Source organism: Methylomonas sp. Uni0011, assembly GCF_056850255.1.
Window position 1 is genome coordinate 279,734 of the sequence record NZ_JBVVNO010000004.1, and the last position, 23,727, is coordinate 303,460.

A 23,727-nucleotide genomic window follows, 5' to 3' on the forward strand; every position below is an offset into this window, starting at 1 on the left:
CTCCAGAGCGGAAATAAACGGGGCGGCAACTTGGCCGGTTTTACAGCAGCAGCCGGCGAATATCGGCCAGATTGGCTTTCAAGGCTTCCATGAATCGGGCGCCTTCGGCACCGTCGATGACGCGATGGTCGTAGGTAATGTCCAGCGGCAACATCAGTTTCGGCTCGAATTCCTTACCGTTCCACACCGGCTGCACTTTGGAGCGGGTCACACCCAAGATCGCGACTTCCGGCGCGTTGACGATAGGCGTGAACGCCGTGCCGCCGATGCCACCGAGGCTGGAGATGGTCATGCAACCGCCTTGCATGTCGGACGGTTTCAGTTTGCCTTGACGAGCCAATTCGCTGAGCTCAGCCAATTCTTGCGACAACTGAAAAATGCCTTTTTTATCGACATCGCGGATGACCGGCACGACTAGGCCATTTGGCGTGTCGACCGCAATACCGAGGTGGTAATACTTTTTCAGGAACAGCTTGTCGCCTTCCGGAGATAGCGAGCTGTTAAAAGATGGGAATTTCTGCAGCGCCGCGACCAGCGCTTTCATGATGAACACCAAGCCGGTAACTTTGATGCCGTCCTTGCCTTGGCCGGCGTTGACCGCCTTGCGGAACTCCTCCATCTCGTCGATCGCGACTTCGTCGTGGTAGGTTACCAACGGCAGGTTCAACCAAACCCGGGTCAAATTTTGCCCGGTCAAGCGTTTGATTTTGCTTAACGGCTTTTCTTCGATTTCGCCGAATTGAGTGAAATCGACCGCCGGGATGGCCGGAATGCCGGCGCCACCACCGCTTACCGCGGCGCCGGACGTCATAACTTGCTTGACGAATTTTTTCACGTCTTCCTGCAAGATCCGCCCTTTGCGGCCGCTGCCGGCCGGGATCTTGCTTAGCTCGACGCCCAATTCGCGGGCGAACAAGCGTACGCTCGGCGTCGCATGCGGTTTATAACCTTCGGTGCTGGCAACAACCGGCGCTACCGGGGCAGCCACGGCTTTAGCCGGTTCGGCTTTCGGCGCTTCCGCAACCGGCGCCGGAGGCGGCTCGGCGGCGGCAGGCACCGCCGCAACTTCGGCAGCCGGCTCTGCAGCGGCGGCGCCGACTTCGACCGTGACGATCAAGGTACCTTCCGCGACTTTATCGCCCGGTTTGATATGGACCGACTTAACGATACCGGCCGCACTGGACGGCAGGTCCATTGTGGCCTTGTCGGTTTCCATCACCGCCAGAGTTTGTTCGATCGCAACCACGTCGCCGGGTTGCACCAAGACTTCGACGATATCGATTTCCGGCACGTTGCCGACGTCGGGGACTTTTACTTCAACTAAAGAACTCATCTACGCATTCCGTTAATTCAGCCGTTAAACCAACCAGGGGGCGCTGGCATCGGGGTTTATGCCATATTTCGCAATCGCCACGTCAACTTTGGCAGCATCGAACTCACCAGCTCGCGCCAGAGCTTGCAGCGCAGCAACGGTAACGTGGTAACGATCCACCTCGAAGAATTTACGCAGATTGGCGCGGGTATCGGAGCGGCCGAAACCGTCGGTACCCAGAACCGTGTAGGGATTTTTTACCCAGGGCCGAATCTGTTCGGCAAAGGCGCGCATATAGTCGGTTGCAGCGATCACCGGACCTTTGGCATCGTCCAGGCAGCGTTCGACGTGGGTCACGCGCGATTTCTCGGTCGGATGCAAACGATTCCAACGCTCGCAGCTTTGGCCGTCGCGCGCCAACTCGGTAAAGCTGGGGCAACTCCACAGATCGGCGTCGACACCCCAGTCATCGTGCAGCAATTGGGCGGCGAAAATCACTTCGATGAAAATGGTGCCTGACCCCAACAACTGGACTCTGGGCTTGTTGCCCTTGTGGCCCTTTTTGAACAGATACATGCCCTTCAAAATGTCGGCTTCGGCGCCTTCGACCAATGGCGGCTGGTCGTAATTTTCATTCATCAAGGTGATGTAATAGAAGATATCCTCCTGCTCGACGTACATCCGGCGCAACCCGTCGTGGATGATTACCGCCAGCTCACAGGCAAAGGTCGGATCGTAGGAATAGCAGTTCGGGACCGTCGCCGACATCAAATGGCTATGGCCGTCTTCGTGCTGCAAGCCTTCGCCGTTCAGCGTGGTTCTACCGGCGGTGCCGCCTAACAGGAAGCCGCGGGTACGTTGGTCGGCCGCGGCCCAAATCAAGTCGGCGACGCGCTGGAAGCCGAACATCGAGTAGTAGATGAAGAACGGAATCATCGGCGTGCCGTGAGTCGAATAGGCCGTACCAGCCGCGATCCAGTCGCACAGGCCGCCGGCTTCGTTGATGCCTTCCTGCAACACCTGGCCGTGCTTGTCTTCCTTGTAAAACATTAACTGTTCAGCATCTTGCGGCGTGTACAACTGGCCAACCTGCGACCAGATTCCCAATTGGCGGAACATGCCCTCCATACCGAAGGTGCGCGATTCGTCCGGCACGATAGGTACCACGCGTTTGCCGATTTGTTTGTCCTTGACCAGGATATTCAGGATGCGGACGAAAGCCATCGTCGTCGAGATTTCATGGCCTTCGCCGGTGCCATCCAGCAAAGCCTTGAACGCGGACAGCGCGGGGATTTCCAACGAATAGGATTTTGCCCGCCGCGCCGGCAGATAACCGCCCAAGTCGGCGCGGCGCTGGCGCAGGTATTTGAGTTCTTCGGAATCTTCCGCCAAACGGATGTAAGGCAGGTTGGGCAGGTCTTCGTCGCTGATCGGCAGTTGGTAGCGGTCGCGGATACCCTTGATCGACTCCAGGCTCATTTTCTTTTGCTGATGACTGGTGTTTTGGGCCTGGCCGGAATCGCCCATGCCGTAGCCTTTGATGGTCTTGGCCAGAATGACCGTCGGCTGGCCTTGGTGGTTGGCTGCCGCGTTATAAGCGGCAAACACCTTGATCGGATCGTGGCCGCCGCGGTTCAATTCCCAGATATCGCGGTCGGTGTAATCCTTGACCAGTTCTTTCAGTTCCGGCGTATTGAAGAAGTGCTCACGCACATAAGCGCCGTCCTTGGATTTGAAGGTTTGGTAGTCGCCGTCGACGCATTCCATCATGCGTTTGACGATCAATCCGTGCTTATCACGCGCCAGAATCGCATCCCAGCGCCGGCCCCAAATCACCTTGATTACGTTCCAGTTGGCGCCGCGGAAATTGCTTTCCAGTTCTTGAATGATTTTGCCGTTGCCGCGCACCGGGCCGTCCAGGCGCTGCAGGTTGCAGTTAATGACAAAGATCAGGTTGTCCAACTTTTCGCGGCCGGCCATGCCGATCGCGCCTAGGGTTTCCGGTTCGTCGCATTCGCCGTCGCCGAGGAAGGCCCAAACTTTACGGCCCTCGGTGTTGGCCATGCCGCGGTCCTGCATATAGCGCATGAAACGGGCTTGGTAAATCGCCATGATCGGCCCCAAGCCCATCGATACGGTCGGGAATTGCCAGAAATCCGGCATCAACCACGGATGCGGGTAAGACGATAAACCGTTGCCGCCGACTTCCTGACGGAAATTATCCATTTGTTCTTCGCTCAAACGACCGAGTAAGAAGGCCTGAGCATAGGTTCCGGGAGCCGAGTGGCCTTGCGAGAAAATCAAATCGCCGCCGTGTTTGTCGGATGCGGCATTCCAGAAATGGTTTTGACCTACATCGTACAAAGTGATTGCCGACGCGAAACTGGCGATATGACCACCGACATTGGTATGCTTGTTTGCCCGCAAAACCATCATCATCGCATTCCAACGAACGTATGACCGGATGGTCCGTTCGATATCGGTATTACCCGGGAATTTGGGCTGCTTATCGACCGGAATCGAATTGATGTAGGGCGTGTTGGCGGAGAAAGGGATGTCCAGACCGGCTTGTCTGGCGGTGCTGAGCAGGGTTTCGATCAGGTAACTGGCGCGTTCGCTGCCTTCCTTTTCGATCACCGCTTGCAGGGCTTCCATCCATTCTTGAGTCTCTGCGGGATCAATATCGTATTTGGCGGCAATGTCGGTATTGTTGGTCATTACGGAACCTAGGAAACATGGAAATAGCCGGAAAAGGATACCCGAAAAGGCCGGTGTCAGCATGTTTTTTTGGCAGCTTATCCGCCGACGCGGCCTTATATTCGGTGACTTGCGCCGGTTTCGGCTTTGTTGGCAACGAGGCCGAAACGGAGTCGGTAGCATCTTGAGCGCTGCCGCACTGTTCACCAGCCCAAAAGTACAAGTGGCTTTGCAGTACGACATCGCTTAGAATTTGCGTTAGTTCTAAATTTTACAAGGAGAATCCGATGCGTAGCCGAGTTTTACTCACTTTAGCCGCACTGTTTCTGACCGCGACCAGCGCGCAAGCCAATACGGTTACATTTACTTCGCAAACGTTTCAGCAAACCGCCGACGGACAACGCTTCGAATTTATAATCGATAACGCCCCACTCGCAGCGTTGACCGAGGGCTCGCTTTGGATTCACGCCCGCGGCGACTACAGCGAGAACTCCGACCTGGAAAACATCGCGTTCAGCATTGACGGCGTCGCGTTTCCGGATAATGCGTCCCCTTATTTCGGCGGCATCGTCTCCAATCCGCACCACCAAGACGTCGTCGAATGGAGCCAAGAATTTGTACTGGATGGCGCCGATCTGGTGAACTGGACCAGCGACAACAAAATTGTCATTTGGTTGAATTTATCGAGCGACGTTGAATTTAACTTGCATGCTGGCGGCTTCACTGCCCAGTTTCCGCCGTTCGTCGAAGCAAGGCTGACCTATAACACGCCAGCCGTACCTCTGCCGGCCGCCGCTTGGCTGTTTGCCGGCGGCTTGTTGGGCGTATTCGGTACCGGCAAATATCGTAAATCCAGCTGACTTAGCTAACCACCCCACATAAAAAAACCGGCTTAAGCCGGTTTTTTTATGTGGGGTGGTTAGCCAGATTAATGAACGTGGCTATCGGCGTGTTGTAGCTCGGGCAACGTCGTCGTAATACCCGTCGCGAGTAGTGTACCGGCATTTACGCTGAAGCTGCCGCTAACACTATCCCCATCACCATCTGTGGCAGTGAAACCGAAATTCAATTGCAGCGTTTGCGAACTTGCCGCCTGATATTTCAACCCACCCAGTTCAAACTTGCCCGCAGTGATATCGATCTTCAGGGTATCGAAACCACCATTGACGTTAATGGCTGGGGTAAAGCCGCCGGAAGGCATTGTCACATTATTCCGGCTGCCAACGACGGCTCCGTCTTTGTAAGCAGTCCAACTAAACCGATCCGGACCGGCGAGATCGGCATTGATGTCATTCATTTGCACTGCATTGACCACCCCACCGAACTTAAAGGTCAAGGTTTCACCACGATCCAAAGCGTTGTCGTTGACGCCGATATGATTGGCAGGACTCAACACCAGGTTGCTCCCCTGCACTACTAGCGAGCTTCCGAAGGCGATCTGCGACGCGGAAACGCTCGTGGCGTTCTCAAAAGTCAGTGTTGTCGGCGTTGGAGCCGGTATATCCAATACATCGTACAGAACCAACTTGTAAGCCCCGTCAACTGACCCGGGCTCCGTAGGCTCAAGAGAAAACACAGCACGATCGATTGACTTTTGATCAAGATAATTGGCCTCGGTGGTAAGACCACCTTTATCAACAAAAGCGTAAATCTCCTGCAAATTATCGCCGTTGCTATCGAAAACCAAATAAGAAATACTGTCTCCGCGCGAGGTTAATGCACCGTTGTTATTCACTAAAGTTACGCCGCCGGAAGCTCCGAAACCGTCGAATCCCAAATCATAATCAATCAAGCCGGACAAGACTTGGTCGGGCTGAGCAACATTCTGTACCTGGCCATTGCTGTTGGCTACCCTTGGCCCGTCGTCGTAAACATCAACCCGGAAAACGGCATTCGCGACTTCCCCGTTCGTTCCGGTCAATACCGCGGAAATATCGTATTGGATTGGCGCCGAAGCGGCGTCTGCCGCCCCGGGATGGGACAATGCGCCCTTCAACGCAAACTCGTAGCTACCGTCGGCATTCACCGTGATCCGATAAGTACTGGCATCCAACGTTTTGCTGGCAGCGTCCCAGGTTGCTCCCGTCGCCGCCAAAGTTACCGAAACAGGGGGCTGACCGTCGATCAACAAAGATCCGGAGCCGGTCGGCTCGACTAATACAGCGCCACCTGTTTGATCCAAATTGCCGTTAGTCTCGTCGACTACCGCGTTAGTCGCCACCACGGTTGGAATATAGTCGACGGTGACGGTGGCCGGGTTCGAGACCAGCCCCAGGTTGTCGGCCACGGTGTAGCTGATCGGGGTCGGGTCGCCAGTGAAGCCGACGTCCGGGGTAAAGGTGATGGCGCCGGTCGCCGAGTTAACCGTCCAGGTGCCTTGGCCCGCTACGACCAGCGGTTGGCCGGGGCCGCCGCTGCCGACGATCGTTACACTGGCCGGGTTTAACGTGCCGTCCGGGTCGTTGTCGTTGCCCAGCACGTCAAGTGTGACCGGGGTGCCGGCGGCGATGCCGCTGGCGCTGTCATTCGCGGCCACCGGCGGCCGGTTGTAGTCGACCGTCACCGTGGCCGGGTTCGAGACCAGGCCCAGGTTGTCGGCCACGGTGTAGCTGATCGGGGTCGGGTCGCCGGTGAAGCCGGCGTCCGGGGTGAAGGTGATGGCGCCGGTCGCCGAGTTAACCGTCCAGGTGCCTTGGCCGGCCACCACCAGCGGTTGGCCGGGGCCGCCGCTGCCGACGATCGTCACGCTAGCGGGGTTCAGGCTGCCGTCCGGGTCGTTGTCGTTGCCCAGCACGTCGAGCGTGACCGGGGTGCCGGCGGCGATGCCGCTGGCGCTGTCATTCGCGGCCACCGGCGGCCGGTTGTAGTCGACCGTCACCGTGGCCGGATTCGAGACCAGCCCCAGGTTGTCGGCTACGGTGTAGCTGATCGGGGTCGGGTCGCCAGTGAAGCCGGCGTCCGGGGTGAAGGTGATGGCGCCGGTCGCCGGGTTGACCGTCCAGGTGCCTTGGCCGGCCACCACCAGCGGTTGGCCGGGGCCGCCGCTGCCGACGATCGTCACGCTAGCGGGGTTCAGGCTGCCGTCCGGGTCGTTGTCGTTGCCCAGCACGTCGAGCGTGACCGGGGTGCCGGCGGCGATGCCGCTGGCGCTGTCATTCCCGGCCACCGGCGGCCGGTTGTAGTCGACGGTCACCGTGGCCGGGTTCGAGACCAGCCCCAGGTTGTCGGCCACGGTGTAGCTGATCGGGGTCGGATCGCCAGTGAAGCCGGCGTCCGGGGTGAAGGTGATGGCGCCGGTCGCCGGGTTGACCGTCCAGGTGCCTTGGCCGGCCACCACCAGCGGTTGGCCGGGACCGCCGCTGCCGACGATCGTCACGCTGGCGGGGTTCAGGCTGCCGTCCGGGTCATTGTCGTTGCCCAGCACGTCAAGTGTGACCGGGGTGCCGGCAGGAATGCCGCTGACGCTGTCGTTAGCCGCGACCGGCGGCAGATTTCCACCGGTAATCTGCACCCCCGGCAATGTACCGGGGTTTAGTAACAACACTTCCGGGACGATATTGTTGAATGCCACACTTGGGCCGGTGGTATCGAAACCGTTGGTCACCGGCGCCACCGGATTCAGATAGTCTACGCTGACCGGCACATGGCCTTCGTTACCGGCAACGCCGCCGCCTGCGGCGCCAGCAGCCGGAGCCCCTGCCGCAGTCGGATCGGCAATTTGGGTCGGATCGGCACCCGCTAGCAAGGCTGCTTGAATATCTTCAACAGAGGGACCGGCCGGCGGCGGATTCTGCGCAACCACCGCCTCCTCCCGTTCTTGCTCCTGCAACACCGCGCCGAGTTGCATCCGGTCATTGCCCCCCATATCCACGGTGGAGCCATCGGCCAGCTGAATCACGATGGCGCTGCCGGCAGCGGTGGCAAGTATGTCGGTATCGAACACCTTGTCGCCGGTTTGCAATACACGGGTACTGCCGTCGGCCGCCGTTGCGCTGACCGATCCGCTCACTAGTTTTACAATGCCGAGTTCTTGAGCCATGCTCTGCTCCGAGTTAGTTCAGCCAAAAAGGGTAATAGTAGGCCAGCCGGGCAACTCAGTACAGTAGCAGGGCGAAAAAATCGCCCATTCCACTGTCAAGAGCTGCAAGACAGCATTGAACAGCCCGCCCGTTGCTTCGCCCAATCCGGCCGTTTTTCGGCGAATCGCTCGCGGCCCGGCTGTTCGGCATAGGGGTTTCGCAAAACCTCTAACAATTCACCGACCAAATCGAAATCTCCCTGCTCCGCCTGGTCTATCGCCAGCTGTGCCAGATAATTCCTCAACACGTATTTCGGATTTACCGCATTCATCCGCGCCCGCCGGACATCGCGATCGCTGCCATCCTGCCGGCTACGTTCGCAGTATCGCTGGAACCACGCCACCGCCCGATTGCGCTGCTCTTCTGCGATGGCCGCATAGCTGTTGTTTTCCAACATCGTTAGAAAACCGGCAACGGCCACGGCCGGGTCGCACGGATCGAGCGCTGCCAATTGCCGATAAAACAGGGTCATATCAACTTCGGCGGCTTGTAGCAGTTGTAACAAATCGGTAACCAGTTCCTGGTCATTGTCCGTATCGAAACGGCTCAAGCCCAATTTGGCGGCCATCGTGGCGCGCCATTCCGCTTCGAAGGTTTCGCTAAACGTCAACAACCCCTGTTCCAGCGCTTCCGCACGCATCACTAACGGATAAATCGCGTTTGCCAGTTGCACCAGATTCCAGTAGGCAATCTTCGGCTGATTGCCGAAACGGTAGCGCCTCCCTTGGGCGTCGGTGGTATTCGGGGTCCAATCCGGATCGTAGTTTTCCAACCAGCCGTAAGGACCGTAGTCGATGGTCAACCCCAGAATGGACATGTTGTCGGTGTTCATCACGCCGTGCACGAAACCGACCCGCTGCCAATGCACCACCATTTCGGCGGTGAGCCGGCAGACGTCCTCGAACCAACGCAGATACACCTTAGGGCTCGGCTCGCCCAATTCCGGAAAGTCGCTGCGGATCGTGTAGTCGGCCAATTTCTTCAACGACTCCAAATCGTCGCGGGCGGTAAAAATCTGGAAATTGCCGAAGCGGGTAAAAGACGGCGCCACCCGACACACCACGGCACCCGGCTCCAATTGCGGATTGCCGTCATAGAACATGTCGCGCACCACGTTCTCGCCGGTCAGAGCCACACTCAACGCACGGGTGGTCGGCACGCCCAAATGGTGCATTGCCTCGCTGCACAGAAATTCGCGAACAGAGGAACGCAACACGGCCAAACCGTCGGCACTGCGCGAATACGGCGTCCGGCCGGCCCCTTTCAATTGCAGGGTACGGCGGCGTCCGTCGGGACAGACGGCTTCGCCGAGATTGATCGCCCGGCCATCGCCGAGCTGGCCGGCCCAATGGCCGAATTGGTGGCCGCCGTAACACATCGCGAAAGGCTGCATTCCGGCCGCCAGGCGGTTGCCGGCAAACACTTGGCAGAAGTCTTCGGACAGGCAATCCCGGTCCGAAAGACCCAATTCGGCCGCCACTTCGGCCGAATAAGCCACCAAGCGCGGGCTTTTCACCGGCGTCGGCTGCACCAATGAATAGCAGGCGCCGTAAACCTGGCGGCGAAAATTATCGGTTTCGGTGTCGCCCGGCAGTTCGCGGACGAAACGGTTATCGAATCTGAGGCAATCGAGAGAGTAACTATCGGCGTGGGTGAGCATCTGGGCATCCGGGTTTTGGCTAAAAAGTTTACGGGTGGTAATCGGAAACAGCTAAGATAAACCGTTAAACGCTAGTTTAAGACCATCAATTTTCCTGAAGGCAATGCTTATGAAAAACCATTTCATCAAACTCAATCCGCGCACTTTAACGTTAACGTCGCTATTGCTGGTTAGCGCCTTATCGACAACGCAATTGACCGGTTGTTTCACGGTCGGCCAGGAGTTTGCAGCAAATCACGTGCCGGAAATCAAAATCGGCCAAACCCGCAAGCAGGACATTACCGAAATGTTCGGTACGCCTTGGCGCACCGGCATGGAAGACGGAAAACCGACCTGGACCTACGGCATTTACAAGTACGCTTTGTTCGGCGGCACCGACTCGCAAGACTTGCTGATCCGTTTCGACCCCCAAGGCATCGTCCGTTCCTACACCTTCAGCACCACCCGCAAATAGACGCCACCTGCATAGGTAGCATCGTGCCTTGCTTCGCCGGTCTTGACGGCCGGCGAGCTCGAACTGCCGCAGCCGGTTAACAGCCCTAGCGGTCGGCAATCCGCCGCATAAACAACATCGCCAGAGACAACAGGCTAAAGCCAGCCCCCGCATAAAATGTCGTCGCCGCACCCAGCCGATCCCACAATAAACCGGCCAGCACGCTAGCCAGCAACATCGCCACTCCGCTGACCAAATTGAAGAATCCGAACCCGGTCCCGCGCAAATCCTCGGGCGCGGTGTCGGCGACCATTTTCGCCAACAAGCCCTGAGTCATCCCCATATGCAGACCCCACAAGCCCACCCCGGCCAACGTCACCTCCCATCGGGCGCTGAATGCCAAGGTCAAATCGGCGCCGATCAGTACGAGCAAGCCCCAGGCCAATAAGGTACGGTGCGACATCCGGTCCGACAATCGCCCAAACGGATATGCGGTCGCCGAATAGACCACGTTCATTGCCACCATGACCAAGGGTACCAGCGCGATCGCCATGCCACCCTGTTGCGCACGCAAAACTAAAAACGCTTCGCTGAACCTAGCCAGCGTAAACACCGCGCCAATTGCCACGACCCACCAATATTCCGGCCCCAAACGCTTTAGATTGCTGCGATGAATCGGATTGCCGCGCTTGGCGCGCTTCACATTGGCCGGCTCCTTGACGCCGAACGACAGCATAGCTACCGACAGCCCGGCGGGCACTACCGCGACCCAAAACACCGCGCGAAAATCGTCGGCCCATGCCAACATTAAACCGACCGCCAGCAGCGGCCCCAGGAAAGAGCCGACCGTATCCAGCGACTGCCTGAGCCCGAACGCCGCACCGCGAATCTCGATCGGCGTCACGTCGGCCACCAGCGCATCCCGCGGTGCGCCGCGTATCCCCTTACCGACCCGGTCCAACAAACGTGCGCTCAACACCATGTCGGCACTGGCGGCCAGCGCAAACAACGGCTTGGTCAGTGCACCGAGGCCGTAACCCAGCAAAGCCAAGCTCTTGCGCTTGCCCAGGTAGTCGCTAAGCGTACCGGAAAACACCTTGACGATCAGCGCAGTCGCCTCGGCCGCGCCTTCGATCAAACCGATACTGAGGCTGCTGGCGTGCAATACCGAAACCATGAACAGCGGCAACAGACTATGGATCATCTCCGACGAGATATCCATCAGCAGACTGACGCAGCCCAAGGCCCAAACGCTGGCCGGAATTTGCCGCCACACCGGGCGGGAACCGCTTTGTTTCATACGCTCGCCTTATAAGGTTTTTACAGGCCGACGGCGGCGACGCCATTCCCCAGCCGATTGACAATATCCGTTAGCGGTGTAACCGTAAGCCTTTTTACGCTAACAGGAGAGCTACATGATATCCCGCTTATTGTTTTTGACATTATTCTTCAGTTCCGGGTTACAGGCCGCATTGCACGAACAGAGCGTCAGCTACCAGGCCGGCGGCACCACGTTCAAAGCTTATCTGGCCTGGGACGACGCCAAGGGCGAGAAGCAACCTGGGGTAATGGTCGTACACGAATGGTGGGGCTTGAACGATTACGCCAAACAACGGGCGAAAATGTTGGCGGAACTGGGCTATACCGCGCTGGCGGTGGATATGTACGGCGACGGCAAATTCAGCGAACATGCGGCAGAGGCATCGGCATTCATGGCCAGCGTGGTCGAGCGGGCCGGCGTCTCCGAGCAACGTTTTGCCGCCGCCGAGGCGTTCCTGAAACAACAGCCTAGCGTCGATCCGGGCAAAATTGCCGCGATAGGTTACTGCTTCGGCGGCGCTACGGTATTGAACATGGCCAGACAGGGCGGCGACTTGGCCGCCGTGGTCAGTTTCCACGGCAATCTGGCGACCAAAACCCCGGCCCAGCCCGGCAAAGTCAAAGCCAAAATCCTGGTGCTGAACGGCGCCGCAGACGAGTTCGTTACTGCAGACAGCATTAGCGCGTTCCAGGCGGAAATGACTGGAGCCGGTGCCGATTACCGCTTCGTCAACTATCCCGGTGTCCGTCACGGCTTCAGCAATCCGGACGCCGACAGGCTGGGCAAGGCCAATAACCTGCCGATCGCTTACGACGCCGATGCCGACCGGCAATCCTGGGCGGCGATGCAGGAACTATTTCGAACGGTTTTCGGGAAATAAGAAACGGCGAACCGCTGGCGCGGCCCGTGTCGCCGTCAACGTGCAGTTGGCGGCCCCGGGATACGAAAGCCCGCATCCCATGCGGGGCGCAAACGCCCCGCCCACCCATCGTGTCCTAGCGGGTACCGAACACGACGATGGTTTTACCGTGAGCGGTGATCAAGCCTTTGTCCTCCAGCTCCTTCAACACCCGTCCGGCCATTTCCCGCGAGCAACCGACGATGCGGCCGATTTCCTGGCGGGTGATATGCAATTGCATGCCGTCGGGATGGGTGATCGCATCCGGCTCCTTGCACAGATCCAACAACGTCCGGGCAATGCGGCCTTCAACGTCCATAAACGCCAAATCGCGGTATTTACGACTGGTGATCAATAAGCGAGTGGAAAGCTGCTCGCCCAATACCGTCAAAATTTCCACGGCATGATCGCGCAAATCGGTGTTGAGCAGAAGTTTGAAGCGCTCGTAACCGATCTCAGCCATCTGGCATTTGGTCCTAGTCTTAACCGACACGCTGCGGGTTTCGGCGTTTTTGAACACGCCGATCTCGCCGACGAAATCGTGCTTATTCAAATAGGCCAGAATCAGTTCGCGGCCTTCTTCATCTTCGACACTTACGCTCACCGAACCGTCGACAACGAACAACAACTTATCGCCGACGTCACCCGGACGAACGATGGTTATTTTGGCCGGATAACTTCTAACGTGACAGAAACGTAGAAAGGCATCCAGGGCGGCTGGAGATATTTTGTTTTGTTTAACAAAGCTCATAAGTTGTAATAATTTTGTGAACTAGTTTGTGTACTCTACCAAGGTGCAGTAGTTTTAGAAAAAAATCAAGACATTTGACAGGTTCGTTGTAAAATCCGCGCCAATTTTCGTTTTTGGTTGGGATTATTTATGCAGGCAACGATTAAATGGGTCGACGGCCGGCTGTTTGTCGGAGAATCCGGCAGCGGTCACACCGTCGTGATGGACGGACCGCCGGACCACGGCGGCCGCAATCTCGGCGTGCGGCCGATGGAAATGTTGTTGCTGGGCGTGGGCGGCTGCTCCTCGTTCGATGTGATCGATATTCTGCAAAAAGGCCGGCACGACATTGTCGATTGTACGGCAGAACTGACCGCGGAACGGGCCGACAGCGTACCCGCGGTCTTCACCAAAATCCATCTGCATTTTAAAGTGACCGGCAGAAACCTGCCCGCTGCTGCAGTGGAACGGGCGGTGAAATTGTCGGCCGAGAAATACTGTTCCGCGTCGATCATGCTAGGCAAAGCGGGCGTGGAAATGAGTCATGATTTTGAAGTTATAGAGGGCTGACCGGTTGAGCAAGTTACAATTACACGGGTTTAACAACCTGACCAAATCGCTGAGTTTCAATATCTACGATGTGTGCTATGCACCCAAAGAGCAGGAAAAAGCCTACATCGAGTACATCGACGAAGCCTACAACGCCAAGCGCCTGACCCAGATTTTGAAGGACGTCGCCAACATCATCGGCGCCCAGATCCTGAACATTGCCCACCAGGATTACGATCCGCAGGGCGCCAGCGTGACGATGCTGATATCGGAAGGCGCAGTGATTCCGGCCGGCATGAACTCCGAATCGCCCGGCCCGTTGCCCGACACCATTTTGGCCCATCTGGACAAAAGCCACATCACCGTGCATACCTATCCGGAAAGCCATCCTGACACCGATATCTGCACTTTCCGCGCCGACATCGACGTCTCGACCTGCGGTCAGATTTCGCCGTTGAAGGCCCTGAATTACCTGATCCACAGTTTCGAGTCCGACATCGTGATCATGGACTACCGGGTGCGCGGCTTTACTCGCGATATTTCCGGCCAAAAGCATTACATCGACCACAAGATCAACTCGATCCAGAACTACATCGCCGAGAGCACCAAAGAGCTGTATCAAATGATCGACGTCAACGTCTATCAGGAGAACATCTTCCACACCAAGATGATGTTGAAGGAAACCGAGCTGGAAAATTACCTGTTCGAAAAGGAAAGCAACTTCAGCGAAGACGAAAAGCAGGAAATCCAGGAAATGTTGCAGGACGAGATGGCCGAAATCTTCTACGGCCGCAATTTCTCCTAATCTGGCTTGCACTAAAAACGGCCGCTACGGTCTTCACCGTCGCGGCCGTTTTTATTTAGCGGACCGACTTTTGCGCGTCTTCCTGCATCCGCTCTTTGTGTTGCTTGCGCAATTCGTCCATTTTCCGCATCTGCTCCGGGTTTAATACATCTTTGATTCGGCTGTGCGACTCTTCATGGATGGCCCGGAATTTCTCGTGTTGTTCCTTGAAAATCGCTTCCAGTTTGGTTTTTTGCTCCGGAGTCAGTTGCAGCAATTGCGTCAAACTTTCCAGTTTGTGGTCGACCGGTTGGCCGTAATCGTGTTCGCCGGTGTAAGCGAACACCGTCAGCGGCATGGCCAAAAATATTGGGTACAGCCATTTTGTTTGCATTGGGTTATTTCCTGTAAGTTGGATTGAAAGGACGGGGACGGTCAAAGAAAACCGCGGCAGTTGGGACGACGCTCAGTCCGCCAGCGGGTCCTGAGCCGGGCAACAGTCGATGCTGAAACGTTGCGGCGCTTCGCCCAATTGCAACGCCGTCAATTGGCCGCCCCACAGACAACCGGTATCGATCGAATAACAGTTGTGGCCTTCGTAATAGCCCAAGGTCGACCAATGGCCGAAAATGATCCGCATGTCCCGACTTTTCCGGCCCGGCACCTGGAACCAGGGCAGCAAATGTGCAGGCTGCGTCCCCGGCGCGCCCTTCTGGCCGAAATCCAACTCGCCGGCGAGCGTGCAATAACGCAAGCGGGTAAAACAGTTAACCGCAAAACGCAGTTTTTCGATCTTGGGCAAATCTTCCCGCCACAGCGCAGGCTTGTTGCCGTACATCGAGCGGAAAAACCGCTCGTAATCGGCCCCCTGCATGGCTTGTTCAGTTTCACGCGCCATCTGCTCGGTCATGGCCAGATCCCACTGCGGCGGCAGGCCGGCGTGCAGCATGCAGAAATCGCCGTCGCGGTAAAACAAACGCTGGTGGCGCAGCCAGTGAATCAGCTCGTCGCAATCCTCGGCCCGCAAAATAGCGCCCAAGGTATCTTTTTTGCCGGCCTTGCTCAGCGACACCACGGTCGCAATCAAATGCAGATCGTGGTTGCCCAGCACAGTGATCGCCGCATCGCCGAGGCCTTTAATGAAACGCAGCGTCTCCAGCGACTTGGGCCCGCGGTTGACCAGATCGCCGGCCAGCCACAACCTGTCTCGGCCCGGATCGAATGCTATCTGGTCCAGTAGCCGGCGGAATTCGTCGTAGCAGCCCTGAATATCACCAATCGCATAATCTGCCATCAGTGCAGGGTTCTGGGAATCGACAAGGTAAATTTAGGAATGGCTGCGTTGAAATTTTCGCCGGTATCGGCCTGCATCTGGTATTTGCCCTGCATCACGCCGACCGGCGTTTCGATCATCGCCGCACTGGTATAACGGAACGAATCGCCCGGATTCAGATGCGGATGCTCGCCAACCACGCCTTCACCGTTGACTTCCTGGACCTTGCCGTTGGCATCGGTGATCAGCCAGTGCCGGGTCAGCAATTTGGCCGGCGTGGAACCGACGTTGGTAATCGTGACGGTGTAAGCGAACACGTAACGGTTCTGTTCCGGCGAGGATTGCGCCTCGACGTAGTAGGGTTGCGCTTCAACTAAAACTTTGTTTTTTTCGCTCATTGATGGATCATGTAAAACGGACTTTCGGTTATTTCAACCCAACTGGTAACCAAACGCAAGCAATCCCATGAACATCCGCAGATTTTGGGGCGCGGCCCTGCTGGCCCTGCCCTTGGCGGCGTTTGCCGAAGACGCCAAAGACCTGTTCGCCGCCGCGGCCGCCGGCAAAATCGAACGGGTCGAATCATTGCTGGCACAAGGTCTGGATGCCAACGGCAAGATCGACCAAGACCGTACCGCATTGATGGCGGCCAGCTTCAACGGCAACATCAGAATCGTCAAAACCTTGCTGGCTTACGGCGCCGATGTCAATCTGGCCGATAAACTCGGCGCCACGGCGCTAACGGATGCGGTAATGTTCGGCAACCCGGATCTGGTCGGCGTATTGATCGCCGCCGGCGCCAACGTCAACGCCGCCGACGCCCAAGGCGTGAAAGTCCTCGACAAAGCCAAAAAGCTCGGCCGCGACAACATCGTCAAATTACTGGAAGCAGCCGGCGCCAAAGCCCAAGAGGCGAAAGCCGAGGAAGTCACACCGTCCGAACCTCAAGCCGAAGCCAACTCCGAAGCAAAACCCGAAGAACCGAAAAAATGACCCCACCCAAACCTGTGCATATCCATATCCTCGGCATTTGCGGCACCTTCATGGGCGGCCTGGCCCTGATCGCCCGCGAACTCGGCTACACCGTCAGCGGCTCCGACCAGAACGTCTACCCGCCGATGAGCACTCAGCTCGAACAGCAAGGCATCAAGTTGATGAACGGCTACAAGGCCGAGAATCTGGACGTCAAACCCGACTTGGTCGTGATCGGCAACGCCATGTCGCGCGGCAATCCGGAAGTCGAAGCGGTATTGAATCTGGGCCTGCCCTATATCTCCGGTCCGCAATGGCTGGCCGAACATGTGCTGCAACACAAATGGGTGTTGGCGGTCGCCGGTACCCACGGCAAAACCACCACCACCAGCATGCTGAGCTGGATTCTGGAACACAACGGTTTCAAACCCGGCTTTCTGATTGGCGGCATACCTTTGAACTTCGGCATTTCCGCCCGGCTGGGGGAATCGGATTTCTTCGTCATCGAGGCCGACGAATACGACTGCGCCTTTTTCGACAAGCGCTCGAAATTCGTGCATTACCGGCCGCGCACTGCGATTTTGAACAACCTGGAATACGACCACGCCGACATCTTCGAAAACCTGGATGCCATCAAAAAGCAGTTCCACCATTTGGTCAGAACCGTCCCCGGCCAGGGTTTGATCATCGCCCCGGACTGCGAAAAACACGTCGCCGAAGTATTGGCGATGGGCAGCTGGACCCCGGTGCAACTGACCGCGATCGATGCCCCGGCGCCGTGGCAAGCGCAATTGCTGGCCGCCGACGGCAGCCGTTTTGCGATCCATTTCGAAGGCCAAAACCAGGGCACCGTGGCATGGGCGCTGACCGGCCGTCACAACGTCTACAACGCCTTGTCCGCCATCGCTGCCGCCCGCCATGTTGGCGTCACGCCGGCTGACGCCATCGCCGCGTTGGCGCAATTCCAGAACGTCAAGCGGCGGATGGAAGTCATCGTCAAAACAGCCGGCATCACCGTTTACGACGACTTCGCCCACCACCCGACCGCGATCCAAACCACGCTGGACGGTTTGCGCAAACAAGTCGGTAACGAAAAAATCCTGGCTATCGTCGAACCGCGCTCGAATACGATGCGCCTGGGTGTGCATACCCAATCCCTGGCCGAATCGTTGAGCCAGGCCGACCGCGCCATCATCTACCAGCCCGACAATCTGGGCTGGGATTTGAGCCAATTGCTGAAATACGCCAATAACATCGAGATCTGCAACAGCCTGGACTCCATAATCAGCACGATCCAAGCCGAGGCCGGCGGCGTCTGTCACGTCCTATTGATGAGCAACGGCAGCTTCGGCGGCATCTACCAACGCCTGCGCGACAGTCTATGAGCCACCGCGTCGAAATCCGTTACTGCACCCAATGCCGCTGGCTGCTGCGCGCGGCCTGGATGGCGCAAGAGCTGTTGACGACCTTCGATAGCGAATTGAGCGAACTGGCGCTGCAACCGGGCACCGGCGGCATTTTCGAAGTGTCCGCCGACGGCGTGCTGGTCTGGTCGCGCAAGGCTGAAGGTCGCTTCCCCGAAATTACCGAATTGAAACAATTGGTCAGAGACGTGATCGCGCCGGAGCGGGATTTGGGCCATATCGACCGCAAGCCCTCGCCGCAGTCTTGAGAGGGCTCGGCTATCTTGTTGATCGGCACAAAATCGCTGGGACAAATTCCTAATCCGCGCTGATACCGACAGAGCCAACGTCCGTCAATACCAAACCCTAAACATTAGAGTTTTACAGCCAACGAGCGAAGACACTTGGAATTGGCAAAAGCTCTACCACCCACCCAACGCAAAAATTTTTCAGTTCCGCAGTGAAAATCTTCTGACTCCAAAAATACCGAGTAGCCCGGTCGCCATCAGCGGCAATGCGGGCGGTACGGGAACCGGCCGAATGTTTAAAGAGACCGTATAACCGCGTTGAATAAAACTATCGTTTTCCAATGCGAGGTAAGCTTCCCATAAAAGAGGATCGTTGCCGATTTCATCTGTAAGCTCGGGCAAGATACAGGCGGAGCAAGCCCCTCCGATGGCCATTGAATAAACGCCTTTCGGAAGGAAAATATTATCAAGTGAGACTGTCCTGCTGCCGCTGTCCACCTCGCCTGCGTGCATCAAGTATTTAACGGTACCGATATCACCATCATCGTTGGCCATGGTGACGTCTCCCAATGCATTCCAACGCCCTTCTTTGCCTTCAGGCGGCGGCAGGACTTCCGATGAGTCATGTGCTAATTCGGGTAGCAAGCCGCTATAAAGGGTGAAGGCAGGCGTTAAATCCAATTTGCCGTCTTGAGTTTTCGGCCTTACATCTTGGACCGCCTCATCCCATTCCAAAACATAGCCGGATATTCCTCCCGAGATACTGATGCTGACATATGCTCCTCCGGCACTATCGACTTCGAATTTTTCCCATGGCAAAACACTGTGGCTGTCCCCCCAATTTTCGTCAGCTGCATCCGCCCAAGCAGCGTTTCCAGCAACGGAGCCGCGAAAATTATAAGTAATTGAGCCGTCAGTTTCGGTAACCGCATTACCAAATGCGTTGTGCACAGGATCCGTCACCATTAAATTCGTGTAGCTAATATGGGCAAATGTTCGCGGTGCGAAACAAGACAATATCAGTGGGAATAACAGCACTTTAAATCGAAAAGTCATTTGAATATCCATAGCATTGTGGCTGCGCAATTGAGGGAAAGAGACGAGAAATGATCAACTATCTCAAAAAATCGATTCAGCACGGAGTATGCCAAACCGCCAACCTTATTCCGAATAATCATTTCAAACTATAACCCCCGCATGTCAAAACGGACTTTGGTGGCAGGTTTTACTAAAAACAACCAATAACACCAGACGCTTAACTAAGCACAGGCGGCATCAATAACCCCGCCGGCCCCTAGCTTAACTTCCGATCTGGGGATACTCTGACAGCCGCATTAGCAGATCAATTTTTGCGCATATCATTTAAACTGTGTTATTTAATACTGTTTAAGTGATATACCACAGAACCATGAAAAAAATTCTTGACAGGAGTTATTAGAAAATATTGCCCACCTGTTTCAAAATAACGCTGACTTTATAGAAGAGTCGTTTTGCTGAAGACATATCTTTTACCGAATTATTTTCAAATTTCGGACACCATGCCGCATCGACGCTCATTCACCTCATTTTTAAGCATATTGATAGTCGCCTCATCTGCGGCAATTGCTTGTCGTCCAAATCAAAAAGATAATCTGCCGTGCCGCTCCGATCGCGCCAAGCAAGGTCGCCCAGAAATTCGATCAGTAAACCGGGTTCTCAGAGCGAATGATGAGTCAGGCACTTCTTAAACGCAGCCTACCGGAGCCTCGATCGATAGCGCCTGGTGCCACACACCGATGCTTGGCAAAGCAACAGGAAGCAACGGGTCGAATAAATTAAACAAGTGAAGGGCCGTCTTCCGCCCGGCACAATCAACCAAGGGGGTACATCATGAATTTTCAAGGTCAAGGCCGTCCATTAAGCGGCGAAGGTATCGAGCAAGCGTGCAATACTTTGGGCGTTGCCCAGCCCGAGGTGTGGGCGGTGCTCAGCGTGGAAACGCGCGGCTTCGGTTTTTTGAAAGACCGGCGGCCGCAGATTCTGTTTGAACGGCATATTTTTCATAATCAAACCGATGGCCGGTTCGACAGCAGCGCCCCTGACATCAGCGACAGCAAAGCCGGCGGCTACATTGGCGGTGCGGCGGAATACGACCGCCTGGACAAAGCGCTCGGCCTGGACCAGGCGGCAGCGCTGAAAAGCGCCTCCTGGGGCATTGGCCAGGTGATGGGTTTTAACTTTGCAGACGCAGGGTTTACCACCGTGGACGCCATGGTGGCCGCATTGGTTGCAGACGAGAACGCCCAGTTGCTGGCGATGGCCAATTTCATCAAAGCCAATGGCTTGGCCGGTGCGATGCAAAAGGGCAAATGGGATGCGTTTGCCCGCGGCTACAACGGTCCGAGCTTCGAAAAAAACCGGTACGACACCCGGCTGGCCGCAGCCCACGCCCAATACAAGGTGATGCTGCCGGATTTGGGATTGCGCACGGCGCAAGCAGCACTGCTGTATCTCGGCTTCGACCCCGGCACAATCGACGGCGTCACCGGCAAACGCACCCGCTCGGCAATCAGCGCATATCAAGAAAAAGCCGGCCTGCCGAAAACCGGCGAACTGGACATCACAACGGAAAGCACGCTGCTGAGCCAGGCGTTTCCATCGGCGTAGGCTCGGCCGCGCATGACGCACGGAAGCCTTTATAAATTCTCGGCTTGTACTGAGCCAGGCAAAGCGTTAGCGGGTAATGCCTTGATTGATAGAGAGCTTCCGTCCGCACCGAACTTATCGCAGTGCAATTTTTAGCGGCTCCCTTATCCATTCAAACCTGCCAAATCGCGCTGAAGATGAATACGCCCCAGCCGAACCGATACCGCATTTTATGGCGGCTTTTTCTGCTAGCAACGGTACTGCCGAACCTATTGGAAATGCTGCTGATTTTCGGCGCGCCGCTACCATTCGGTTTTGTCGTTCTAGTGATGCTGTCGTTTTACTACCTACCGGTTGCAGCGATTTTCGGCGACACCCTGTTTTTGACCGAAACGGTAGTGGCTCCACACGGTATACCGGGCCTGTTAGCATCTTTTGCGGTGTACTCGGCTCCGTTTTTGGTTTGGCTGCTATTACTGTCGCGGAAACGCTAACCCGGACTGTAGGGCGTTTTCGCGATAGCAAAACGCGGGTGGTTTTAAAGTTTTGGCGGATTGTTGCTACCGCTCCGAATCCGCCTTACGGCCATCAGGATGCTCTAAACCTGACCCTGTTCTGCTTCTGTTCTACTCCATCACCTAGCGACTCCGTGCCAATACCAACAGTTGCAGGATTAACTGATACCCGCTTAGCAATCGATACGCTTTAACCAGGAAAAAACCGGTATTTCGACACCGCTCACCTGCCATTCGGCACCTGCCGCAGACATATACCGGATTTTGTTCAATGATTAACAGGTTGGTGAAAAACCATATTTGAGACGCTAATTTTGCTCAATCGAACCAACATTTAGTAGGAAAGTGGCTTCATGATCACTAAATATAGATTCATTCAAAGCCAAAAAAGAGTTTTTCACCAACCTGTTAACCCGACGTGATTCATTAGTGATCAATCCAAACACCTTGATAGTGGATGATTAATGTATTTGAAGCGTAACAATGGAGGAAGAATGGTGAATTTTTGGGGTTATCAAATTGACAGCAGATTACTGTTTTGGACGTTACTCGGTTTGACTGTTGCTATTATCATTAAAATCAGTCTAAAAAAAGCAAGACAATTGGAATACATCAAAAATTACGACTTTAATCCGAATATTAAGAGTCGGCTAAGTAAAAAATATCCAGACCTTACTTATAACCAGATAAGTCAGGTTTTACAAGGATTACAAAACTATTTCGCAATCTATCATAAAACCGGACGCAAAATTGTAGCAATACCTTCTCTGATTGCTGATGATGCTTGGTGCGAGTTTACCTTGCTCACTCGCTCTTACTGGCAATTTTGCCGAAATGCATTCGGCCGTTTTTTGCACCACACGCCTGCCAAAATCATGATCGCGACCAATCATGCGAATATTGGAATAAAAGATGCCTGGCGATTGGCTTGCAAACAAGAAAAAATTAATCCTCAAAAACCAGTTGCATTGCCATCGTTGTTTCAGCTCGACGTACAACTTGGTATTCAGGACGGCTTTGTCTACCGGCTCAGTGATCCATTGGGCAAGGGTTGCTGCAATTGTGAGAACGGCTTTATCTACAACTTGTATTGCGAATATGCAGACAAACAATACTGCATTGAAGATATAGGGCGTGCATGTAAAGGCGAATGCATTGGCTGTTAAACTAAAGTTGGGCTAAACAGGGCACAGTCAGCGAGGCGGCTTAATTAAATTGCCAGAAATGATTCCGGACTTAAAAAATTCAATTCAAGATTGTGACCATGTCTCGAATAAATCGTAGGCATTTGATTTTGCCATGCATAGTGTTTCTACCCGCTTGCACCATCAAAGGTTATCGCGGCCTGGAGTTAACCGATAATCAAGTGGCTACTATCGCACTTAAAGCACCTGCTATCTCTCGAGTGCCATTGTTTTGGATATTTCCGTTGAATATGTTGACTTGGTTTTCCGAAGATTGGTTTGCTACCTCATGGGGCCCGAATATTTCTGTTGAAAATATTAGTAGGGATAATTCGTGGTGGAATCCAACAACTGCATTCTTGGATCGCTTTACAACTATTAAGGTATTACCTGGAGAGCAGAGTCTAAAAACCACGCAGTCCGCTATTCTTCATAAAGAACAAAACGGCAACACCAGCTATTCATATGGTTACTGCTCCTGTACAGAGAAAGAGGTAGATAAAAAGAAAAAGACTGTCTGTGAACAAACGAATACTAGCACGACACCATATCGAGTGACGGCGCAAGACCGTGTATGCTGGCTGAGCTTCACCGCTTCGGCCGGTCGACAATATGAAGCTTATATCAGAGATAACCTTATAATGCTGCAAAACTCCGTAGACCAGCACATCGATAAATCGGACTGCTATTGGGGTACGCCCTATACCTACGAAACCACTGAAAGCGTTAGTAGTACTAGCAATTGTTCCAAATAAAAAAATATTCCATTTATGAAGCCAAATACGAAAGCTACACTTTCAATTCATAAGGATTTGGAGGCGACTGTCGGTAATAAATACCTCTCCGGCAAAGCCGGGGGCTTTATGAAGTGATCCCGACGAAAAGGTGTCATATATGGTCCGCCCCGTATTGCAAGAAAAAATTCACCAGTAACATAAAGAAAATATTGCGCCCATATATCCGGCCTGTAATTGAGGATTAAACGACCTCGGGCCCTGATGGACTTCGCGCATTCCGACCTCATCAGGTCTTCGGCTTCTAAAG

At 55.2% G+C, this 23,727-nt stretch carries 22 protein-coding genes; 12 read left to right on the forward strand and 10 right to left on the reverse strand.

Annotation, left to right across the window (positions count from 1 at the left end):
* Positions 1–40: 40 nt before the first annotated feature.
* Both aceF and aceE read right to left on the reverse strand, forming a co-directional pair.
* Complete coding sequence (gene aceF, locus AC0IM9_RS08540; protein ID WP_482803710.1) at positions 41–1,333, reverse strand: dihydrolipoyllysine-residue acetyltransferase; 1,293 nt, start codon at positions 1,331–1,333, stop codon at positions 41–43.
* A gap of 24 nt (positions 1,334–1,357) precedes the next feature.
* Entirely contained in the window at positions 1,358–4,030 is a 2,673-nt protein-coding gene (aceE, locus tag AC0IM9_RS08545) for a pyruvate dehydrogenase (acetyl-transferring), homodimeric type (protein ID WP_140911480.1), read from the reverse strand.
* 266 nt (positions 4,031–4,296) lie between these two features.
* Here aceE and AC0IM9_RS08550 point away from each other — a divergent pair, with 266 nt between their 5' ends.
* On the forward strand, positions 4,297–4,869 hold the full coding sequence (locus AC0IM9_RS08550; RefSeq protein ID WP_482803711.1) for a VPLPA-CTERM sorting domain-containing protein: 573 nt from the start codon (positions 4,297–4,299) through the stop codon (positions 4,867–4,869).
* Between the two features lie 68 nt (positions 4,870–4,937).
* Here the strand turns inward: AC0IM9_RS08550 and AC0IM9_RS08555 are convergent, their stop codons facing one another.
* Together AC0IM9_RS08555 and AC0IM9_RS08560 are read right to left on the reverse strand one after the other, a co-directional pair.
* A complete protein-coding gene (locus tag AC0IM9_RS08555; protein WP_482803712.1) occupies positions 4,938–8,048 on the reverse strand; it encodes a retention module-containing protein in 3,111 nt (1,036 codons plus the stop codon).
* A gap of 95 nt (positions 8,049–8,143) precedes the next feature.
* Complete coding sequence (locus AC0IM9_RS08560) at positions 8,144–9,748, reverse strand: protein adenylyltransferase SelO (RefSeq protein WP_482803713.1); 1,605 nt, start codon at positions 9,746–9,748, stop codon at positions 8,144–8,146.
* A 109-nt stretch (positions 9,749–9,857) separates the two neighbouring features.
* Between AC0IM9_RS08560 and AC0IM9_RS08565 the strand changes: the two genes are divergently transcribed.
* Complete coding sequence (locus AC0IM9_RS08565) at positions 9,858–10,202, forward strand: outer membrane protein assembly factor BamE (protein WP_140914363.1); 345 nt, start codon at positions 9,858–9,860, stop codon at positions 10,200–10,202.
* Positions 10,203–10,287: 85 nt separating this feature from the next.
* On the opposite strand, the gene AC0IM9_RS08570 is transcribed toward AC0IM9_RS08565, so the two are convergent.
* Positions 10,288–11,481, reverse strand: a complete 1,194-nt coding sequence (locus AC0IM9_RS08570; protein WP_482803714.1) for an MFS transporter — start codon at positions 11,479–11,481, stop codon at positions 10,288–10,290.
* A gap of 115 nt (positions 11,482–11,596) precedes the next feature.
* On the opposite strand from AC0IM9_RS08570, the gene AC0IM9_RS08575 reads away from it, so the two are divergent.
* Positions 11,597–12,382, forward strand: a complete 786-nt coding sequence (locus AC0IM9_RS08575) for a dienelactone hydrolase family protein (protein WP_445371728.1) — start codon at positions 11,597–11,599, stop codon at positions 12,380–12,382.
* Positions 12,383–12,497: 115 nt separating this feature from the next.
* Here the strand turns inward: AC0IM9_RS08575 and crp are convergent, their stop codons facing one another.
* The gene (crp, locus tag AC0IM9_RS08580; RefSeq protein WP_140914360.1) at positions 12,498–13,151 is read right to left on the reverse strand and encodes a cAMP-activated global transcriptional regulator CRP; all 654 of its coding nucleotides are present in this window, start codon (positions 13,149–13,151) and stop codon (positions 12,498–12,500) included.
* 129 nt (positions 13,152–13,280) lie between these two features.
* On the opposite strand from crp, the gene AC0IM9_RS08585 reads away from it, so the two are divergent.
* Positions 13,281–13,700: an OsmC family protein gene (locus AC0IM9_RS08585; protein WP_140914359.1), complete on the forward strand. Its 420-nt coding sequence runs from the start codon at positions 13,281–13,283 to the stop codon at positions 13,698–13,700.
* A gap of 4 nt (positions 13,701–13,704) precedes the next feature.
* Positions 13,705–14,484: an adenosylmethionine decarboxylase gene (speD, locus tag AC0IM9_RS08590; RefSeq protein ID WP_140914358.1), complete on the forward strand. Its 780-nt coding sequence runs from the start codon at positions 13,705–13,707 to the stop codon at positions 14,482–14,484.
* A gap of 55 nt (positions 14,485–14,539) precedes the next feature.
* On the opposite strand, the gene AC0IM9_RS08595 is transcribed toward speD, so the two are convergent.
* From AC0IM9_RS08595 to apaG, 3 genes are all read right to left on the reverse strand, one after another.
* Entirely contained in the window at positions 14,540–14,857 is a 318-nt protein-coding gene (locus tag AC0IM9_RS08595; RefSeq protein WP_482803715.1) for a hypothetical protein, read from the reverse strand.
* A gap of 72 nt (positions 14,858–14,929) precedes the next feature.
* Positions 14,930–15,757: a symmetrical bis(5'-nucleosyl)-tetraphosphatase gene (locus AC0IM9_RS08600; protein WP_482803716.1), complete on the reverse strand. Its 828-nt coding sequence runs from the start codon at positions 15,755–15,757 to the stop codon at positions 14,930–14,932.
* The gene (gene apaG / locus AC0IM9_RS08605) at positions 15,757–16,134 is read right to left on the reverse strand and encodes a Co2+/Mg2+ efflux facilitator ApaG/CorD (protein WP_140914355.1); all 378 of its coding nucleotides are present in this window, start codon (positions 16,132–16,134) and stop codon (positions 15,757–15,759) included. The genes AC0IM9_RS08600 and apaG overlap by 1 nt, the downstream gene beginning before the upstream one ends.
* Positions 16,135–16,201: 67 nt before the next feature.
* On the opposite strand from apaG, the gene AC0IM9_RS08610 reads away from it, so the two are divergent.
* The 3 genes from AC0IM9_RS08610 to AC0IM9_RS08620 are packed head-to-tail and all read left to right on the forward strand — an operon-like array spanning position 16,202 to position 18,380.
* Complete coding sequence (locus AC0IM9_RS08610) at positions 16,202–16,729, forward strand: ankyrin repeat domain-containing protein (RefSeq protein WP_140914354.1); 528 nt, start codon at positions 16,202–16,204, stop codon at positions 16,727–16,729.
* Positions 16,730–16,743: 14 nt separating this feature from the next.
* Entirely contained in the window at positions 16,744–18,093 is a 1,350-nt protein-coding gene (mpl, locus tag AC0IM9_RS08615) for a UDP-N-acetylmuramate:L-alanyl-gamma-D-glutamyl-meso-diaminopimelate ligase (protein ID WP_482803726.1), read from the forward strand.
* On the forward strand, positions 18,090–18,380 hold the full coding sequence (locus AC0IM9_RS08620; RefSeq protein WP_482803717.1) for an Rdx family protein: 291 nt from the start codon (positions 18,090–18,092) through the stop codon (positions 18,378–18,380). The genes mpl and AC0IM9_RS08620 overlap by 4 nt, the downstream gene beginning before the upstream one ends.
* A gap of 180 nt (positions 18,381–18,560) precedes the next feature.
* On the opposite strand, the gene AC0IM9_RS08625 is transcribed toward AC0IM9_RS08620, so the two are convergent.
* Positions 18,561–19,427: a hypothetical protein gene (locus AC0IM9_RS08625; protein WP_482803718.1), complete on the reverse strand. Its 867-nt coding sequence runs from the start codon at positions 19,425–19,427 to the stop codon at positions 18,561–18,563.
* Positions 19,428–20,228: 801 nt separating this feature from the next.
* Between AC0IM9_RS08625 and AC0IM9_RS08630 the strand changes: the two genes are divergently transcribed.
* The 4 genes from AC0IM9_RS08630 (at position 20,229) to AC0IM9_RS08645 (ending at position 23,438) form a co-directional block, all read left to right on the forward strand.
* Entirely contained in the window at positions 20,229–21,005 is a 777-nt protein-coding gene (locus tag AC0IM9_RS08630; RefSeq protein WP_482803719.1) for an N-acetylmuramidase domain-containing protein, read from the forward strand.
* 176 nt (positions 21,006–21,181) lie between these two features.
* A complete protein-coding gene (locus AC0IM9_RS08635; RefSeq protein ID WP_482803720.1) occupies positions 21,182–21,478 on the forward strand; it encodes a hypothetical protein in 297 nt (98 codons plus the stop codon).
* Between the two features lie 485 nt (positions 21,479–21,963).
* Complete coding sequence (locus AC0IM9_RS08640) at positions 21,964–22,665, forward strand: glycine-rich domain-containing protein (protein WP_482803721.1); 702 nt, start codon at positions 21,964–21,966, stop codon at positions 22,663–22,665.
* A gap of 140 nt (positions 22,666–22,805) precedes the next feature.
* Positions 22,806–23,438, forward strand: a complete 633-nt coding sequence (locus AC0IM9_RS08645) for a hypothetical protein (protein ID WP_482803722.1) — start codon at positions 22,806–22,808, stop codon at positions 23,436–23,438.
* Positions 23,439–23,727: the final 289 nt, after the last annotated feature.

Bases quoted from the DNA above. Each gene is read 5' to 3' on its own strand.
- aceF (WP_482803710.1), bottom strand. From the start codon at position 1,333: ATGAGTTCTTTAGTTGAAGTAAAAGTCCCCGACGTCGGCAACGTGCCG.
- aceE (WP_140911480.1), bottom strand. From the start codon at position 4,030: ATGACCAACAATACCGACATTGCCGCCAAATACGATATTGATCCCGCA.
- AC0IM9_RS08550 (WP_482803711.1), top strand. From the start codon at position 4,297: ATGCGTAGCCGAGTTTTACTCACTTTAGCCGCACTGTTTCTGACCGCG.
- AC0IM9_RS08555 (WP_482803712.1), bottom strand. From the start codon at position 8,048: ATGGCTCAAGAACTCGGCATTGTAAAACTAGTGAGCGGATCGGTCAGC.
- AC0IM9_RS08560 (WP_482803713.1), bottom strand. From the start codon at position 9,748: ATGCTCACCCACGCCGATAGTTACTCTCTCGATTGCCTCAGATTCGAT.
- AC0IM9_RS08565 (WP_140914363.1), top strand. From the start codon at position 9,858: ATGAAAAACCATTTCATCAAACTCAATCCGCGCACTTTAACGTTAACG.
- AC0IM9_RS08570 (WP_482803714.1), bottom strand. From the start codon at position 11,481: ATGAAACAAAGCGGTTCCCGCCCGGTGTGGCGGCAAATTCCGGCCAGC.
- AC0IM9_RS08575 (WP_445371728.1), top strand. From the start codon at position 11,597: ATGATATCCCGCTTATTGTTTTTGACATTATTCTTCAGTTCCGGGTTA.
- crp (WP_140914360.1), bottom strand. From the start codon at position 13,151: ATGAGCTTTGTTAAACAAAACAAAATATCTCCAGCCGCCCTGGATGCC.
- AC0IM9_RS08585 (WP_140914359.1), top strand. From the start codon at position 13,281: ATGCAGGCAACGATTAAATGGGTCGACGGCCGGCTGTTTGTCGGAGAA.
- AC0IM9_RS08595 (WP_482803715.1), bottom strand. From the start codon at position 14,857: ATGCAAACAAAATGGCTGTACCCAATATTTTTGGCCATGCCGCTGACG.
- AC0IM9_RS08600 (WP_482803716.1), bottom strand. From the start codon at position 15,757: ATGGCAGATTATGCGATTGGTGATATTCAGGGCTGCTACGACGAATTC.
- apaG (WP_140914355.1), bottom strand. From the start codon at position 16,134: ATGAGCGAAAAAAACAAAGTTTTAGTTGAAGCGCAACCCTACTACGTC.
- AC0IM9_RS08610 (WP_140914354.1), top strand. From the start codon at position 16,202: ATGAACATCCGCAGATTTTGGGGCGCGGCCCTGCTGGCCCTGCCCTTG.
- AC0IM9_RS08620 (WP_482803717.1), top strand. From the start codon at position 18,090: ATGAGCCACCGCGTCGAAATCCGTTACTGCACCCAATGCCGCTGGCTG.
- AC0IM9_RS08625 (WP_482803718.1), bottom strand. From the start codon at position 19,427: ATGGATATTCAAATGACTTTTCGATTTAAAGTGCTGTTATTCCCACTG.
- AC0IM9_RS08630 (WP_482803719.1), top strand. From the start codon at position 20,229: ATGAATTTTCAAGGTCAAGGCCGTCCATTAAGCGGCGAAGGTATCGAG.
- AC0IM9_RS08635 (WP_482803720.1), top strand. From the start codon at position 21,182: ATGAATACGCCCCAGCCGAACCGATACCGCATTTTATGGCGGCTTTTT.
- AC0IM9_RS08640 (WP_482803721.1), top strand. From the start codon at position 21,964: ATGTATTTGAAGCGTAACAATGGAGGAAGAATGGTGAATTTTTGGGGT.